This is a genomic window from Myxococcaceae bacterium JPH2, assembly GCA_016458225.1.
Lineage (GTDB): Bacteria > Myxococcota > Myxococcia > Myxococcales > Myxococcaceae > Citreicoccus.
Window position 1 is genome coordinate 1 of record JAEMGR010000030.1, and the last position, 16,836, is coordinate 16,836.

Below are 16,836 nucleotides of genomic sequence, written 5' to 3' on the forward strand. Positions count from 1 at the left end.
AAGAGGACGTGGTGCTCCTCGGACAGGCGAAGCAGGGCGGTGCGCAGCAGCGGGCCGCTCGCGAGGCTGAAGGGCTGGGAGGCCTCATGCGTCGCGCGGCGACGTACCTCGGCCTCGCGCTCGGGCTCGGGCAGGTACGACAGGTCCGTGACCTCCAGGGCCCAGCGGGCGGGAGGCTGGATGACCTGGACCGGCTCGCCTTCGTGCTCGGCGAAGGTGGTGCGCAGGGACTCGTGGCGCTCGATGAGTGCTTCGAACGCGCGGCGCAAGGACTCCACGTCCACGCGACCATGCAGGTGCAACGCGGACGGGAGGTTGTACGCCGTGTTCCGAGCGTCGAGCTGATCGATGAGCCAGAGGCGCTGCTGCGCGAAGGAGAGCGGGAGCGCCGCGTCGCGCGCGGAAGGGCCCAGGGGCATCGCGAGGGACGCGGTGGGCAGCAGGGTGTCAATGCGCTGCGCGAGCGCCTCGACGGTCGGCGTCTCGAAGAAGGCCTGGAGGGGTAGCTCGACCGCGAAGGAGGTGCGGACGCGAGACATGACCTGCGTGGCGAGCAGCGAGTGGCCACCCAGCTCGAAGAAGCTGTCGATGACACCGACCTGAGGGACCTTGAGGACCTCGGACCAGATGCTGGCGAGGAGGGTCTCGGTCGGCGTGCGGGGCGCGACATGCTGTCGCTCGGACTGCGGCGCGTCCGGAGTGGGCAGCGCCTTGCGGTCGATCTTCCCCGTGGGCGTCAGGGGCAGCGCGTCCATCACCGTGACGACGGCGGGCACCATGTACTCGGGCAGCCGCGCCTTGAGGTTCGCGCGCAGGACGAGCGCATCCAGGGTGTGCCCAGGCCGCGGTGCCGCGTAGCCGAGGATCCGCTTGTCGGCGCCCTCGCCGCGCACGATGACCGCGGCGTCTCGGACGGACGGGTTCTCACGCAGCACCGCTTCGATCTCACCCAGCTCGATGCGATAGCCGCGCACCTTCACCTGGTTGTCGACGCGGTTGAGGTACTCCAGCGCACCGCGCGCGCTCCAGCGCACGCGATCGCCCGTCCGGTACATGCGTCCGCCCGGCGTCGCGCCGTAGAGGGCGGGCAGGAAGCGATCCGCCGTCAGGTCCTCGCGACCCAGGTAGCCGCGCGTGACGCCCTCACCGGCCAGATACAGCTCTCCCGGCACGCCGGGCGGCACGGGCTGCAGGCTCTCATCGAGCACATACGCGAGCGTGCCCGCCATGGGGCTGCCGATGGGGATCGCGCTCTTGCCGGGCTCCGCGAGATGCGCCGTGCACCACACCGTCGTCTCGGTGGGGCCGTAGACGTTCCACAGCGCCGTGTCGAGCGCGAGCAGCGAGTCCGCGAGGTCTCTCGGGAGCGCCTCGCCGCCAATCATGCCCATGAGGCCGCGGCCATCCCAGCCCGCCTCCAGCAGCAGCCGCCACGTGCTCGGCGTGCACTGGAGCACGGTGACGCCACGGGCCTTCATGACCGCGCCGAGCCGCTTGCCGTCCATCGCGACGTCGCGGGGGACGATCACCACCTGGCCGCCGACCATCAGCGGCAGGAACAGCTCCAGCACGTGGATGTCGAACGACAGCGTGGTGACGGCGACGATGACGTCGCGCTCGGAGAACCCGGTCGTCGCTCGGATGGCCTCCAGGAAGCGCGCCACGCCGCCATGCGGCACCTGCACGCCCTTGGGGCGTCCGGTCGAGCCCGAGGTGTAGATGACGTAGGCCACGCAGTCCGCGGGCACGTCGATGCGCAGCGGCGAGGCGTCCTCGCGTGCGATGGCCGCGGCATCCTCGTCCAGCATCACCACGCGGGCCGAGTGCTGGGGCAGCGTGCTCATCAGCGACCGCTGCGTCACCACCACGGGCATGCCCGTGTCTTCAATCGTGTACGCGAGCCGGTCCGCGGGGAAGGCCGGGTCCAAGGGCACATACGAGCCGCCCGCCTTCAGCACCGCGATGACCGCGACGATCAACTCCAGCGAGCGCTCCACGCACAGGCCCACGCGCACGTCAGGGCCCACGCCCAGTCGCACCAGGTAGCGCGCGAGCTGCGACGCGCGCGCCTCCAACTGGGCATACGTCAGCGACGCATCCCCGAAGTAGACCGCGATGCGGTCAGGCGTGCGCTGCGCCTGCGCCTCGAAGGACGCGTGCTGCGTGTGCCAGCCGAGCGGCGCGGGCAGCGGGGGATTCCAGGTCGAGATGACCTGGACCCGCTCGGCGGCGGTGATCATCGGCAGCCGCGCCACCGTCTCGTCGGGGCGCGCCACCGCGCCCTCCAGCAGCACGCGCAGGTGCTCGACCATGCGCTGGATGGTGCTGGCGAGGAAGATGTCCGTGTCGTACTCGAGGAACGCCTGGAGGCCGCGCTCGGTCTCCAGCACCTGCAACACCAGGTCGAACTTGGACGTGCGCGTGTCCAGCTCGCTGGCCTCCAGCTTCACGCCCTCCACGGACACCGGGCCCGCGCCCAGCGAGGCCTGGAGCGTGAACATCACCTGGAACAGCGGGCTGCGGCCCTGGATGCGCTCGGGCTGGAGCGCTTCCACCAGCCGCTCGAAGGGCAGGCCCTGGTGCTCCTGCGCGCCCAGCACCGTCTCTCGCACGCGCGCGAGCAGGGTGCGGAACGGCAGCGTGCTCTCCACCTGCGTGCGCAGCACGAGCGTATTGACGAAGAAGCCGATGAGGCCCTCCGTCTCTCCGCGCGCGCGGCCCGCCATGGGCGAGCCCACGCTCACGTCTTCCTGTCCCGCGTAGCGCGCCAGCAGCACCTGCCAGCCCGCCAGCAGCACCATGAACAGCGACGCCCCCTCGCGCTGGCCGAGCGCCTTGAGGCCCTCCATCAGCTCGCGCGACAGGTGGAAGTCGTGCCGGGCGCCCGCGCCGCTGCGCTTCGCCGGCCGCAGCTTGTCGGTGTACAGCTCCAGGGCCGGGGGCGCGGCCGCGAGCTGCTGCTTCCAGTAGGTGACGTGCTTGTCCAGCACCTCACCCTGGAGCCACTCCCGCTGCCACACGCCGTAGTCCGCGTACTGGATGGGCAGCGGCGGCAGCGGCGACGGCAGGTTCCGCGCGAAGGAGCCGTAGAGCATGGCCACCTCGCGCACCAGCACGTTCATCGACCAACCGTCGGAGATGATGTGGTGGATGACGAGGGTGAGCAGGTGGTCCTTGGCGCCGCGCTGCAGGAGCAACGCGCGCATGAGCGGGCCCTGGTTCAGCTGGAAGGGCCGGGCCGCCACCTCGCGCGCCGCGTCCCAGAGCGCCTCGTCACTCGCGCCCGTGACGTCGCGCACCTCCAACGCCAGCGTCGGCTCGGGCGCCACGCGCTGCACGGGGCCGGTGCCCTCTTCGACGAAGGTCGTGCGCAGCACCTCGTGGCGGCGCGTCACCTCGAGCAGGGCGCGCTCCAGCAGGGCGACGTCCACCACGCCCTCCATGCGCACCGCCATGGGCACGTTGTAGAGCGACGTCCCAGGCTCCAGCTGATCCACGAACCACAGCCGCTGCTGCGCGAAGGAGAGCGGAAGCGGACGCGAGCGGTCCTGGATCGCGATGGTGCCCCTGGCCGTGTTGCCCGCCGCCGCCTTCTGTGCGGCGACCTTCTTGAGGAGCTCCGCGCGCTTCTCCGGAGACAGGTTCGCGATTCGCTTCGACAGGTCGCTGCTCATCTCGTGTACTCCGCGCTGGGAACACAGCTCTGCCTCGCGGCGGCCCGTGCTCCGGCCCCGCGACGTCCTGCATCTTCAGATGCCGGTATGACGCCCTGCACAGCTCTCCCGGGAGCTACGCGGGGTTGGTCAGATTCGTCAGAATCATATTATTCCGCGCCGACACGGCCTGTCATGATTGCCCCCGAATGCACCGAGAGCCCGGGGCCACTGTGACGGAGCGCGTGTCTCGCGCGTGTTTCAAGAAATACATGCCTGTAGCGATGGAAGGCTTTGAAGCCGAGACTCGGGGCCGCAGGGACTGCCCGCCTTCACACCTTCTCAGTTTCTGATGTGACTAGTCCCGCAGGCGCGCGCGCAGGACGGCGGAGAGCACAATCGTGACATCCGCGGGCAGACGCGCGAGGTGGGTGTAGAGCGCGTCCTCGACTTGCGCGACGACGTCGGGTGCCGCGCCGGCCTCTCGGAGACCCGCGAGGACGGCATGGGTCGCGGCGCCGAGGGGACCCGAGAAGCCCTGAGACTCCTCCCAGAACTCCTCGAAGCAGGGGACCGGCTCGCCCGCGGCCACTCGCGCCAGACGTCCGAGGTTGGCTTCCCAGTATTCGCGGTGCGCCTCCATCGCGCGCGGATCAGAGAACGGGCCCTGGTGCACCTCGATGCGCGTGCCGGACGCCTCGGGGTGCAGCCTCAGGGATGCGCGCGTCACCTCGCGTCCGTAGGGGCCGCCGTCCCAGGTCATCTCCAGGGCCAGCCCCGCGCCGGGGGAGACCTCCAGGACGCGTCCCGACTGGGTGAAGCGCTCGCCGCGCGCGTCGATTACGTGAACGCGGAAGGGCTCTCCTGCCCCCACGTCACCCTCGGCACCGAGCCGATGGCCTCCCGGCGGAGCGCCGTACCAGCGGCGCAGGCGGAACGGATCCTCCATGGCCGCGAACACGTCGCTCGGCGGCACCGCCACCCGCTGCTCCAGGCGCAGCTCGCTCATGACTGGGCTCCGGCGCGGGTCCGCACCTGGAAGCGAGGCACGTCGGGCAGCAGGGCCGGGGGCACGCGGTACTGCTCCACCACCAGGCTGATGCGCGCTTCGGGCAGCGCGGGCGCGACTCCCTGGACGGGCGTCACCTCGTGCACCACGTCTCCTCGGAACATCAAGAGCGTGCGCGGCCGCGGCGTCAGCTCGGCCACGCGCTGGCCTCGGTGGTACAGCCGCAGCTCGCCCCCGACGAGCCCCGGCGGCACCTGGACATAGAGCACGCTGACCGCGACGGGACAGCCGATGCCGGCGCCATAGAACTCGAGGCTGCGATCGATGTGCGCCGCCACGCCGCGCCCTCGCTGCACGAGCAGCGGGTTGAGGAGAAAGGCGTCGCAGTCCGGCAGCAGCGCCGCGTCCAGGAAGGGCGCGAACGCGGGGAAGCGCGCCGTCACTTCCGGCAGCGCGTCCCGGCGGAAGGTCAGCGAGAAGCCATACGTGCCCGAGAACTGCTGGGACAGGTTCGTCTCACCCAGCAGCGGCGAGTCGAGGATGGCCGCGCGGATGGACTCGGTCGCCTCGGCGCTGAGGGCCTCGGGCGTGCGGTGGACGAACGTCTGGAGGCGGAAGGCTCCGCCCCAGGGTGGCTGGAAGCGCATGGGCGCGACTCTAGCGCGACCTACGGCCCCGCCTTCTTCGCCGTGGCCTCGGGCGCAGGGGCGGGCTTTGTGGGAGCGGCGGCCTTCGAGGCGGCGGTGGTGGCCGTCTTCGCCACCTCGGCGGGCGTCTTCGCCGGCTCCGCGGGGGCGGGGGCCTGGGCCTCCTCCGTCGCGGGCGGCGCCTTGGCGGGCATCGCGAAGATGGGCTTCTCCGGGACGATGCGCGCGCCAATGCGCACCTGCTGCTCCATCATCCGCGACCAGAGCGAGGCCTTGTTACCCACCAGCGCGTTCTCCGCCACCACCAGCGTGCGCACGTCCTGCGCGCGGCGATACAGGCGCGGCGCCACGTTGGGCTGGGAGGGATCCGAGTCGCTCACCTGCACCTGCTCCTGCACGCTGATGTCGTTCGCGTTGAAGGTGAGGGTGGAGGTCAGCTCGAACTTGCGCTGCAGCTTGTTGGGCAGCTCGAAGAGCTGCTCGCGCGCCAAGGGGAACCACGCGGCGCCCTGGCATGCGCGTGCCTTGTCGGACACCGACTCGCTGAAGAACCGGTTGCGGCGCAGCGGCAGGATGCGCGCGTGGCGCCGGCACACCTCCTCGCCACCCTCGGCGAGGCAGGCGTCGCCCTCGGCCACCAGCAGGTCCGTGCCGCTGACGTGCTCCAGGCGCAGCTTGGTGTTCTTGGGCATGGCGCGCAGCGAGCCGAGCGCCTCCACGCGGAAGCCCTGCTCCGTCGTCTCCACCAGCGCCACCGGGCCCAGCGCCTCGCCATTGGTGAAGCGGCGGGTGATGACCCACACGAGCCGGCGGTTGGCCTGGAGCGTCTCCAGCACCAGGTCGCCCTCGGTCAGCTTCTCCGGAGGCGGCAAGGGCAGCGAGTCCGGGCCGGCCTCGTGACACTCGTCGGCGACAGGGTCCTGCCACCAGACGGGCGCGCCGGCGCAGTCCACGGCGGGCTTCGGCGCGGCCCCCGTGTCCTTGTCGTAGCCGTGGAGCAGCAGCGCGAACCACGTGTCCGGCGCCGGGAAGGAGCGCGCGTTGGGGCCCGCCTCGGAGAAGCACATGGCCGGCTTGGGCACGGTGGCGCACCCGGCCAGCAGGAACAGCGCGACGGTGGGAACGAGGAGCGTTCGTCTCATGGAAGGTTCCTCAGGCATTCGCGAACTGGAAGTCCCAGTCGCCCTCGGCGGTGAGGGCGATGTGCAGGCGCGGGGGGACCGCGCCGGAGACGAGTCGCTGGAGCAGCTCGCGCGACAGCACCGGCATGAGCGAGCCCTGGAGGATCTGCTCCATGTTGCGCGCGCCCATCTCGGACTCGGTGCACCGGCGCGCCAGCTCGTCCAGCAGCTCTGGCGCCAGCGTCGTCTCCACCCCGTGCGCGGAGCGCAGCCGGCCCACCAGCTTGTCCAGCTTCATCTGGGCAATCTCCCGCATCACGTCGCGCTGCACCGGCCCGTACGGGACGACGGTCATTCGCGCCAGCAGCGCGGGCTTGAAGTGCTTGCTGAGCACGGGGCGGATGGTCGTCATCACCTGCTCGGAGGTGGGCGTGTTGCCGTCCTCGAACATGCGCATCACCAGGTCCGAGCCCAGGTTGCTCGTGAGGATGATGACGGTGTTCTTGAAGTCCACCGCGCGGCCCTCGCCGTCGGTGAGCATCCCCTTGTCGAACACCTGGTAGAAGAGGTTCATCACCTCCAGGTCGGCCTTCTCGCACTCGTCCAGCAGCACCACCGAGTAGGGACGCTGGCGCACGGCCTCGGTGAGCATGCCGCCCTCGCCGAAGCCCACGTAGCCGGGCGGCGAGCCGATGAGCCGGCTCACCGTGTGCTTCTCCTGGAACTCGCTCATGTTGAGCGTGGTCATGAAGCGCTCGCCGCCATAGAGCGCGTCGGCCAGCGCCAAGGCCGTCTCCGTCTTGCCCACGCCGCTGGGGCCCACGAAGAGCATCACGCCAATGGGCGTGTCCGGGTTGCGGATGCCGGCCTGCGAGATGCGGATCAGCTCCGCCACCTTGCGCAGCGCCGCGTCCTGGCCGCGCACGCGCGACGTGAGCCGGGACTCCAGGTTCAGCACGGCGTCCAGCACGTCGTTGCGCATCTTGCCCACGGGCACGCCCGTCCAGCTCGCCACCACCCGCGCGACGATGTCCGCGTCCACGTCCGCGTGCACCAGCGGCTCCGTGCCGCGCAGCTCCTCCAGCCGCTTGCTCGCGGCCTCCACCGTGGCCTTCAGCGCTGGCACATCCGCGTCCGGAGCCGCGGAGTGCAGGGCCTTGCGCGCATCCAGGAGCGCCGCCACGGCCGCGCGCTCGCCTTCCCAGCGCGCGTGCAGCGCGGCCCGTTGATCCACGCGGGCGCGCAGCCGGGCCTCCAGGTCCGTCAGCACCTCGTCCTCGGTCGCCGAGCCGTCCGCCAGGTCTCGCTTCCGCGCGGCCTGCTCGCGCTCCAGGCCGGAGATCTCCTGGTCCATCGCGACCAGTTCCTCGGGGCGCGTGGACAGCTCCACCTTCACGCGCGCCGCCGAGGTGTCGAGCAGGTCCACCGCCTTGTCCGGCAGCAGCCGCCCGCTGATGTACCGCGCGGACAGTCGCACCGCGGCGACCACGGCCTCGTCGCGGATGATGACGCCGTGCGCGGTCTCATACGTGGGGCGCAGGCCGCGCAGCATCAGCTCGGCCTCCGCCTCACTCGGCTCCTCGACCTTGACGGGCTGGAAGCGCCGCTCGAGCGCCGCGTCCTTCTCGAAGTACTTCTTGTACTCGGCCCAGGTGGTGGCCGCGAGCGTGCGCAGCTCGCCGCGCGCCAACGCGGGCTTGAGCAGGTTGGCGGCGTCCGTGCCTCCCTGCGCGCCGCCCGCGCCGATGATGGTGTGCGCTTCGTCGATGAACAGGATGATGGGCGTGGGCGAGGCCTTCACCTCGGCGATGACGGCCTTCAGCCGGTTCTCGAACTCGCCCCGCACGCCCGCGCCCGCTTGGAGCAGTCCCAGGTCCAGGCCCAGGAGCTCCACGTTCTTCAGCGCGTCCGGCACCTCGCCGCGCACGATGGCCCAGGCCAGGCCCTCCACGAGCGCGGTCTTTCCCACGCCCGGCTCGCCCACCAGGATGGGGTTGTTCTTCCGGCGCCGCGACAGGATGTCCACCATCTGGCGGATCTCCCGGTGACGGCCAAAGATGGGGTCCACCTTTCCTTCGCGCACGCGCCCGGTGAACGAGGTGGCGAACCGCCGCAGCGCCTCGTCGCCTCGCGCGCCCGCGGGTCCGCTCGGGGCCGCGCCGCCACTGTCGGCGGGGAAGGCCTCCACGTTCTCCGGCGACGGACGCAACACCTCGTCGAGCGAGCCCATCAGCTCGTCGCGGGTGATGGCATCCAGCTCCGGGAACAGCTCCGCGGTGTAGCGCGAGCGGCGCTGGAGGAACTGGACGAACAGCATGCCCGAGCGCAGGCGGATGGCCCCGTGCTCCACGGAGGCCAGGAGCCACGCCTCCTCGAACCACTGGAAGAGCGTCTCGGAGAACACCGGTCGCGCCGTGTTGCCCGAGCGCAGGAACTGGATGGCGCGCTCCATGCTCGCGGCCACGCGATGCCGGTCCACCTGGAAGTGGTGGAGGATGCGCGCGACGTCCGAGTCTTCCGCCTCGAGCATCTGCGCGAGCAGGTGCTCGGGGACGATCTCGTAGAAGTGCCCGGCGCTCGCTCGGGCAACGGCCCCCTCCAGCAGTCGGACAGCGGTGGGCGTCAGGCGACGGACGAGCGCTTTCGGATCGACGTGAATGGGAGCCCCCAAAGACAGACGGTGGTCAACGGTATACCCAGCGACTCGCGCGCGGTAAATCCCCGCGCTCGCCCCTTCTGACGCTTCACAGCACGGGCACGTTCAGCCGGGTCTGCCGGCTCGTGCCCAGCCAGGTGTCCCGCCCCAACTGGCTCGGCTCCTGGCGCGACAAGCGGAACTGTTGCTGGACGCCCTCGGTGAGGCCCAGCTCCAGGTCATACTCCAGCGGATCTCTCACGAAGATGGACACCACCTCGCGCACCAGCGGCTGCAAGTCGCCCTCTTGCATGAGCCGGCGATAGGCGCGCGGCGGCAGCGGGCTGATGTGGATCTGGATCTTCCCTGTCCGGTCAAAGGCCTTGCCGCCCAGCAGCATGTTGCGCCCGAGCACGTGATTGGCTCGGCCCAGCTGCACGCGCGCGTCGATGTCCACCCAGCGGCCCACGAACTGGCGCACCGACACCTGCGCGCCCTCCAGGTCATCTCCCAGCACGTCCTGCAGCGCGACCTCGAGCTGATCCGCCGTGCGCGCCCGGCAGCCCAAGAGGGGCGCGATGCGCAAGAGCCGCCACGTGGGCAGTCGCCCCTCGCGCGGCTTCTCGTACGTGTCGAACCCCGCCAGGGCCAGGAGCCGCCGCGACCACTGGTCCGTGAAGGTCGAGTTTGTCTCGCTGGAGACCCGGTACTTGGACTCGATGCGATACAGCAGCGACAGGAGCCGGTGATGGAACAGGTCCAGGAACTCGCGGCGCACGGCCGAGTCTGGGTCTTCCTGGGCCACCTCTTCGGCCAGATAGTGGGGCAGGGGGCTCACCGAGCCCGTGAGTCCCAGGAAGCGCGTCACCACCTCGAACAGCGGGCGCCGGGCGTACGCGTCCTCGGCGCGCACGGGCACCTCGCGCAGGGTGACCTCGCTCACCTCCCCGGCCGAGAAGGCCAGCGAGGGGTCGTGCCGGAAGCGGATCATCTCCTCGCTGACGGGCCCCGCGCCGCCCACGCGCGCCGCCTGCGCCGTCAGCCGCTCCAGGGCCGCGACGACCTGGAAGAAGCCGAGCCTCGGCGCGGCCTCCTGCAGCGTCTTCGCGTTGTCTACAAGAGCCGCTGGGAGCCGTTCCTCGGAAGCCACGAGTACTCCGTCTGCGAGGGGTGGAGCCGGATGGTCAGCTCATTGAACGAGTTGATGGTGACGTGCGAGGCGAGCAGCTCGTCCAGGATGCTGCCGAAGAGGAACGTGTCCCCCATGCCCATGAAGTTCGTCTCGTCCAGGTCCACGAGCGTGCGGTGGCCACGCAGGGGCGCGCCCTCCAGGAACCGCGTCACCGCCTTGGTCTCCACCGCGCGGATGGCGTTGATGCGCAGGCGGCTGGCGCGCGCGGAGAGGTTGTCCGTGAGCGCGTGGAAGTTGTACAGCTCCATGAGCCGCCGCAGCGCCGCCGCGTCCGCCAGCGAGTGCTGGTTGATGGCCAGATGTGACAGGAGCCGCCAGTGCAGCTCTGCCCCGAGGGGCGCGCGCGCCGGCCGGCTCACCGGCGAGATGTTCCTGAAGCGCGCGTTGGTGGGGCTCTGGGGGGTGGAGGCCGTCAGGTCCCCCACCTGGAGCCGCGCGGTCAGCGAGCGGTTGGTGCACGTCAGGTCGATGGAGAGCGCCTCCTCGGAGCCCAGCACCGGGGCCATGTCGCGCGGCGTCTCCAGGGTGATGAACGTGTCGATGCCTTCATCCAGCGGCGAGTGCATTCGCCGCAGCCGGTAGAAGGACTGCTCGGCGCCCTCGCCCGCGGTGTGCGTGAAGTCGAAGAAGGGGCGATAGGTGCGCCGGTCGTTGCGCCCGGCCTGGAGGCCCGTCACCGAGTCCACCGAATAAATCTCCGCGTGGTGGGCGGGCAGGTCCGCCGCGCGCAGGAGGTGCTCGCGATCCAACGCGTGGTGGAGGATGGGGTCCGAGGGCACGCTGAACAGGTTGACGACGGGCACGCAGTGCAGCCGGAACATCTCCCGGTGGATGCGCGCGTCCATGGGCGGTGGTCGCTCCAGGTGGAAGGCGATCTCGAACTTGTCCTCCTGGATGGTGCCGGCCGCCGCGTCCAGGCCGCGCACGTCGAAGAAGAGGAACTTCTCCGGCAGCGTGAGGTACTCCTGGAGCAGGCGGTAGCCCTCGCTGGCGCGGGGCCAGGGGAGCAGCCGGAAGTCCCGGTCGAACCCCACCGGGTGGATGCACTGGGCGGGCAGGCGCACGCCGTCGCCCTGCGAGGACGCGCCGCGCACGCGCACCTGCTTGCAGTAGCGCAAGAGCCACAGCATCACCACGGAGCTGGCGGACATCTCGCCGTGGATGAACAGGCGCAGGCCCTGCGCGCGGAACACCTCGGCGCGCCCCTGCTCGGTCGTCTGGAAGTACAGCCGCAGCACCGGCGAGGTGAGCGACGAGCGGTCCAACAGCGCGTCCGTCAGTTGCACCGGCAGGAAGTCCACGTCCGCGGTGGTGCGGAACACGCAGGACGTCCCGTCGATGGGCTGCGAGGCCACCTCCGCCCCGGCCGGGACGTGCGCGCGCCCACGCTGCGCGCGCAGGTGCGGCGAGAACTCGACGATGGAGGAGGCGGGCAGGGGCCGCAGGTAGTGCGGCAGCAAGAGCTCCGTCAGCCCGTGCACCAGCTCCGGGACGTCATCGTCCACGCGCTCGCGGATGCGGGCGGTGAGGAAGGCGAACCCCTCCAGCAGGCGCTCCACGTCCGGGTCCGCGCCGCGCTCCACCAGCAGGCCCGCGACGGACGGGTTGGCCATGCCGAAGGCCCGCCCCATCTCGCGCAGATATGACAGCTCACTCAGGTAGTACTTGCTGAACATCCGCGCCCTCTCCCAGTCCCCACGGCATCCGCCGTCCTCACCACAGCTCCACCCGTCCACCCGGGCTCAGCTGCGAGTGGAAGCGGACCATTCCCTTGCGCTCCCGCGTGGCCAGCTGCGCGGTGATGTCGAAGCGCAGCGCCGTCGGGTCGTTCTCGTCCGGCACGTACGTCACCGTCACGTTCTTCAGCCGCGGCTCGAACTCCTGGATGGCCGTCCGGATGGACAGCGTCATCCGGGGAATGGCGGACGGGTAGCTGTGGATGATGTCGTTCAAGTCCAGGATGCCGTACTGCGGCGTCGCCACGGATTCACCCTTGCGCGTGTTCAACAGCGCGCGCAGGTGCTCCGCGATGGACTCCAAAACGTCGCCGGACGGAGCCAGCGCGCCATTGCCTTCCGCGATGCGAGACAGCAGTCCTCGGGAGCCCATGTTTCGTCGGCGTCACTTCGAGCCCCCGGCCCGGCCGCCCAGGACCACGGGGGGGCCCAGGCGACCGGTCGGGGACAGGACCTCAGCGCTGCTGATCCCAGGTGTCCTCGTGCGTCACGCCACCATTGGTGAAGGTCCAATTGATGGTGTGGAACACGAAGGTGATCTCCTCCATGGGCGGGTGGTTCGTGCTGGTGGGCACGAACGCATCCGGCACCGTCTGGTGGATGCTGGCGATACGCGCCTGCTTGATGGACACCGTGTAGAACTGCTCGGTGGTTCCATCACCCGTGGGGTTCGGCCGGAAGAACTTGAAGGTGCCCTCGATGACCTGGTTCTCGGCGAGGGCCTTCATGAGCAGCGGCGAGGACTTGTCGATCCGCTTGCGGATGACGAGCGGCTGATACTGACGGCGGCCCGTCGCCAGGCCGGAGCCCGCCTCGCGATTGGTCTTGACCTCCTGGTTATAAGAGACGCACTCGATGGAGCCCTCGCGGCCCAGGCTCTTCTGCGTGCTCTCGCCCTGGATGTCCTGCCCATTCGCCTTCAGGAACAAATGTACTGTTTCGGCCATTCGCGTGACCTCGTGCAGTGCGCGCGGTGGCGCGCGGTTTGAACCAGACTCACCGCGAGTCTGGGTGTGACAGAGCCCTTAGCCTAGATGGAGATACCGACGTGAAGAGACGGGCTCACTCCTTGTCCAACTTGCCAATCAAAGACAGCGTGAAGGACGCGCCCATGTACTTGAAGTGGGGGCGAACCTGGAGGCTGCACCGGTACCAGCCCGGCTGACCCTCCACGTCCTCGACGGTGATGCGCGCGGCGCGCAGCGGACGGCGCGAGCGCACCGCGGGCGCCGGGTCGTCCATGTCCGCGATGTACTGGCTGATCCAGTGGTTGAGCTCGCGCTCCAGATCAGACTTCTCCTTCCAGCTTCCAATCTGCTCGCGCTGGAGCACTTTGATGTAGTGCGCCAGGCGGGTCATGATGAACATGTACGGAAGCTGCGTGCCCAGGCGGTAGTTGGTCTCCGCCGACTTGCCCTCGGGCGTGTTGCCGAAGAACTTGGGCTTCTGCGCCGAGTTCGCGCTGAAGAACGCCGCGTTGTCCGCGTCCTTGCGGAACACCAGGCCGATGAGGCCCTCCTCGGACAGCTCGTACTCGCGCCGCTCGGTGAGCAGGACCTCGGTGGGAATCTTCGTCTGCAACTCCCCCATGGCCTCGTACTGGTGCAGGGGCAGGTTCTCCACCGCGCCGCCGGACTGCGGGCCGATGATGTTCGGGCTCCAGCGGAACTTGGCGAACGAGTCCGTCACGCGCGTGGCGAACGCCGTGGAGGCGTAGCCCCACAGGTACTTCTCGTGGGAGCCGACGACCTCCTCGCTGAAGTTGAAGGCCTTCACGGGAATCGTCTTCTCGCCGTACGGCAGGCGCAGCAGGAAGCGCGGCAGGCACAGGCCCACGTAGCGCGCGTCCTCGCTCTCGCGGAACGAGTGCCACCGGGCGTACTGCGGGCCCTCGAACAGGGACTTGAGGTCCTTGAGGTCCGGCAGCTTCGTGAAGCTCTCCTCGCCGAACATCTCCGGGCTGGCGTTGGCGATGAAGGGCGCGTGCGACATGGCCGCCACGGACGCGCACTTGCGCAAGAGCTCCATGTCCTGCGGGCCGGTGCCGAAGTCGTAGTTGCCGCACAGCAGGCCGTAGGGCTTGCCGCCGAAGACGCCGTATTCGTTCGAATAGGCAATCTTGTACATGCCGGACTTGACGACCTCGGGCGAGTCCTCGAAGTCCTTCTGCAGGTCTTCCTTGGAGAGGTTGAGCATCTCCACGCGGGTGTTCTCGCGGAAGTCCACCCGGTCCACGAGGAACTTCAGCGAGCGCCACGCCGACTCCAGCTTCTGGAACTCGGGGACGTGGAGGATTTCATTGACCTGCGAGCTCAGCCGCTTGTCGATCTCCGCGATCATCGCGTCGACGAGCGCCTTGTCCACCCGCTCCTCGGAGCGGTTGGGTGCCAGCATTTCCGTGATGAAGGCTTGCACGCCGCGGCGGGCGACGTCGTAGCCCTCGTCCTTCGGCTTGAGCTTGGCCTCGGAAAGAATCTCGTCGAGCAGGGATACGTCAGCGACGTTGCCCGTGGACTTCGAAAGTTGGGTCTCGGTTCCCATGGTGTTTTGAGTTCCCCCGCGAATGATTACTTGGACTCGGCTTCGGTCTTGAGGCCCAGCTCCTGGATCAACTTCTTGCGGCCTTCCTCGTCGTTCAGCAGGGTCTGCAGCTTCTTGCGGAACGCGGGCAGGTTGCCCAGGGGGCCCTTGAGCGCGTTGAGCGCCGAGCGCAGCTCCAGGAGCTTCTTCAGCTCGGGGACCTGGTTGACGATGCTCTCCGGCGCGAAGTCCGAGAGGTTCTTGAACTGGAGCGACACGTTCAGGGTCGCGCCCGCCTCGCTGGAGAGCTTGTCCGCCGCCGTGAGGCTGACCTTCAGATTCTGCTGGGCCATGACCTCGTTGAAGTTGGACTTGTCCACGTTGATGGGCGCGCGCTGCTCCACGGGCCGAGCATCCTGCTGGCCGGTGAAGTCACCCATCATCAGGACCTTCAGGGGCAGTTCCACCTGCTCCTGAGCGTTCCCCGTGGCGGGCTTGTAGATGATGTTGACGCGCTCGGTTGGGGCGACAGAACTCTCTTTGCTCATCTGCGGCTTTCTCCTTGGGTGTATCGGTAAAGACGCGGGCGTCGCATGGAGGGGGAGCTTCGCCGCGGGACCATCGGGTTGCTTCTACTGACGCACGCGCAGTGCAGCGGTGGGGTCCAGCTGCGAAAGGCGACGATAGCGGTTTCGAACTTTGACTGACAACCAAGCCCCCTCGACATCCGTCTGTGTTGCAGTGTGAGTGGACAGCCAGCCTTCAAGGCACGCCGCGGCGAGCGCGGGTTCCCACGCATCCAGGGAGTGTGAGCTGACTTCAGCGTCCAACGCTTCGAACAAGGCGCGGGCGAGCGGCAACAATCCCGCGTTCGCGGCCTGTCTCGCCAGGGCCAGGCGCGCCGCGAAGCGCTCACGACCCGTGAGGGTGGAGGCCACGGTGGCTTGAAGTCTCGCAATGGCATCCGCGAGCTGACCTGAGTCCGCGAGCGCGCGCGCCTCGTCCTCCAGGGCCTGTGTGTTACCGCTGCCTGACATTGCCAGGGGCGCCGCGGGCGGCAGCGTCAGCGCCACCGGTGCCCGCGGTGCTGGGGCCGGGGCGCTGGAGCGCAGCACCTCCGTGCGCAGCCACGCGTGGGTGGCCTCGTCCGTCAGCGGCGAGCCATCCGAGGCGAGCAGCGTCTCCGCCCCGGGAAGGCGACGCAGCAGGATGCCCAGCTCCATCACGGTGGTGTGACGGGCCGCCGCATGCGACGCGCCGAGTCCTGTCAGGGCCTCCACGGTGAACCGGTGCAGCGTGAGCGCGAAGCGGTGCTGCTGCAGCGCGGACTCGGCCTCGTCCAGCACCTCGCTCCAGCGCGCGTGGCTGGCCATGGTCTCCAGCCGTGTCGTCAACGCGGCGGGCAAGGGCGCCAGGACGGTGTTCCCCTGGGCGTTCGCAGTCGGAAGCGCGGACAGGTGGAGCCACAGCCCCATGCGCTGGAGCCGGTATGCGAGCGGATCCGCCGAACTCGCGCGCCGCAGCGTCGTGGCGGCCCCGAGCAGCGCGGCGCCCACGTTGCGCAGGAAGTCCGTGGCGCCCTCGGCCGTGACGGGCGGCTGGCTCGGCGGCGCGGGCAGCTCCACCCGCGTCGGCGTCGGCGTCGCGACGGGCGCGGGCGCGGGCGCGGCGGGCGAAGGTGCGGGGGGCGAGGCCATCGCCGCGGGCGCCTCGGGGGTGGGGGCCCGGGCGGGAGGTGCCTCTTGGGGCAGGCCCGCGCGCAGCCGCGCGATGGCGTCATTCAGCGTGCCGAACGTGGGCGCCTGGTCCGCGAAGCGCTGGCGCGACACCTCGGCGAGCTTGCGCGCGGACTGCGCGAGGGACTCCAGGCTCGCCGCGTCCACCTGCGCGGCGGGCAGGGCCGGGAGCATCCGCGCGAGTCGGTCCACCAGCCACGTCACCGCGTTGGCCCGGCCCTTGAGTCGCTTCAGCTCGGGGAAGAGGTCCGCCCAGTAGCGCTCGCTCAGCTCGCTCAGCAGGCTCAAGCCCACGGCGGCGCCGGACAGGCCCTGTGTGGAGAAGAGGCCGTAGCCCAGGTACGCCGCGAGCCACAGGTCCTTGGTGGTGTGCTGGAGCAGGCCGCTGGCGCCCACCACGACATCGTCCCAGCGCACCGGCTCGCCCGCGGGAGACTCCAGCCGCGCCACCTCGGCCGCCACCGCCTCGTAGGCGGGGTCGTGCTTGGCCGGCACGCCCGCGGGAGCGCCACCCTGGATGGGCTCCACCCAGGGGCGGACTCGCGCTCGCAGTTCTTCGAGGGTGACGGCGGTGGACATGGTGCGGT

General features: G+C 69.8%; 12 protein-coding genes. All 12 read right to left on the reverse strand.

Going from position 1 to position 16,836, the window contains the following annotated elements; translation table 11 throughout:
- On the reverse strand, window positions 1-3,674 hold a 3,674-nt coding region (locus tag JGU66_30100; GenBank protein MBJ6765037.1), incomplete at its 3' end, for an amino acid adenylation domain-containing protein.
- 337 nt (window positions 3,675-4,011) lie between these two features.
- Window positions 4,012-4,662: an SRPBCC domain-containing protein gene (locus tag JGU66_30105; protein ID MBJ6765038.1), complete on the reverse strand. Its 651-nt coding sequence runs from the start codon at window positions 4,660-4,662 to the stop codon at window positions 4,012-4,014.
- Window positions 4,659-5,309: a 2OG-Fe(II) oxygenase gene (locus JGU66_30110; protein MBJ6765039.1), complete on the reverse strand. Its 651-nt coding sequence runs from the start codon at window positions 5,307-5,309 to the stop codon at window positions 4,659-4,661. The genes JGU66_30105 and JGU66_30110 overlap by 4 nt, the downstream gene beginning before the upstream one ends.
- Window positions 5,310-5,329: 20 nt before the next feature.
- A complete protein-coding gene (locus JGU66_30115) occupies window positions 5,330-6,451 on the reverse strand; it encodes a hypothetical protein (protein MBJ6765040.1) in 1,122 nt (373 codons plus the stop codon).
- A gap of 10 nt (window positions 6,452-6,461) precedes the next feature.
- Window positions 6,462-9,101 carry a type VI secretion system ATPase TssH gene (tssH, locus tag JGU66_30120; GenBank protein ID MBJ6765041.1) on the reverse strand — a complete coding sequence of 880 codons (2,640 nt, stop codon included), beginning with the start codon at window positions 9,099-9,101 and terminating at the stop codon, window positions 6,462-6,464.
- A gap of 73 nt (window positions 9,102-9,174) precedes the next feature.
- On the reverse strand, window positions 9,175-10,215 hold the full coding sequence (gene tssG / locus JGU66_30125; protein MBJ6765042.1) for a type VI secretion system baseplate subunit TssG: 1,041 nt from the start codon (window positions 10,213-10,215) through the stop codon (window positions 9,175-9,177).
- The gene (gene tssF, locus JGU66_30130; GenBank protein ID MBJ6765043.1) at window positions 10,179-11,933 is read right to left on the reverse strand and encodes a type VI secretion system baseplate subunit TssF; all 1,755 of its coding nucleotides are present in this window, start codon (window positions 11,931-11,933) and stop codon (window positions 10,179-10,181) included. The genes tssG and tssF overlap by 37 nt, the downstream gene beginning before the upstream one ends.
- 37 nt (window positions 11,934-11,970) lie before the next feature.
- Entirely contained in the window at window positions 11,971-12,366 is a 396-nt protein-coding gene (gene tssE / locus JGU66_30135; protein MBJ6765044.1) for a type VI secretion system baseplate subunit TssE, read from the reverse strand.
- An 82-nt stretch (window positions 12,367-12,448) separates the two neighbouring features.
- Entirely contained in the window at window positions 12,449-12,940 is a 492-nt protein-coding gene (gene hcp / locus JGU66_30140) for a type VI secretion system tube protein Hcp (GenBank protein MBJ6765045.1), read from the reverse strand.
- 115 nt (window positions 12,941-13,055) lie between these two features.
- Window positions 13,056-14,534 (reverse strand): type VI secretion system contractile sheath large subunit, encoded by a 1,479-nt coding sequence (gene tssC, locus JGU66_30145; GenBank protein ID MBJ6765046.1) that lies wholly within the window; start codon window positions 14,532-14,534, stop codon window positions 13,056-13,058.
- A gap of 26 nt (window positions 14,535-14,560) precedes the next feature.
- Window positions 14,561-15,061 (reverse strand): type VI secretion system contractile sheath small subunit, encoded by a 501-nt coding sequence (tssB, locus tag JGU66_30150; GenBank protein ID MBJ6765047.1) that lies wholly within the window; start codon window positions 15,059-15,061, stop codon window positions 14,561-14,563.
- An 84-nt stretch (window positions 15,062-15,145) separates the two neighbouring features.
- Window positions 15,146-16,828, reverse strand: a complete 1,683-nt coding sequence (tssA, locus tag JGU66_30155; GenBank protein MBJ6765048.1) for a type VI secretion system protein TssA — start codon at window positions 16,826-16,828, stop codon at window positions 15,146-15,148.
- Between the last annotated feature and the right edge of the window lie 8 nt (window positions 16,829-16,836).

Bases quoted from the DNA above. Each gene is read 5' to 3' on its own strand.
- JGU66_30105 (MBJ6765038.1), bottom strand. From the start codon at position 4,662: ATGAGCGAGCTGCGCCTGGAGCAGCGGGTGGCGGTGCCGCCGAGCGAC.
- JGU66_30110 (MBJ6765039.1), bottom strand. From the start codon at position 5,309: ATGCGCTTCCAGCCACCCTGGGGCGGAGCCTTCCGCCTCCAGACGTTC.
- JGU66_30115 (MBJ6765040.1), bottom strand. From the start codon at position 6,451: ATGAGACGAACGCTCCTCGTTCCCACCGTCGCGCTGTTCCTGCTGGCC.
- tssF (MBJ6765043.1), bottom strand. From the start codon at position 11,933: ATGTTCAGCAAGTACTACCTGAGTGAGCTGTCATATCTGCGCGAGATG.
- tssE (MBJ6765044.1), bottom strand. From the start codon at position 12,366: ATGGGCTCCCGAGGACTGCTGTCTCGCATCGCGGAAGGCAATGGCGCG.
- hcp (MBJ6765045.1), bottom strand. From the start codon at position 12,940: ATGGCCGAAACAGTACATTTGTTCCTGAAGGCGAATGGGCAGGACATC.
- tssC (MBJ6765046.1), bottom strand. From the start codon at position 14,534: ATGGGAACCGAGACCCAACTTTCGAAGTCCACGGGCAACGTCGCTGAC.
- tssB (MBJ6765047.1), bottom strand. From the start codon at position 15,061: ATGAGCAAAGAGAGTTCTGTCGCCCCAACCGAGCGCGTCAACATCATC.
- tssA (MBJ6765048.1), bottom strand. From the start codon at position 16,828: ATGTCCACCGCCGTCACCCTCGAAGAACTGCGAGCGCGAGTCCGCCCC.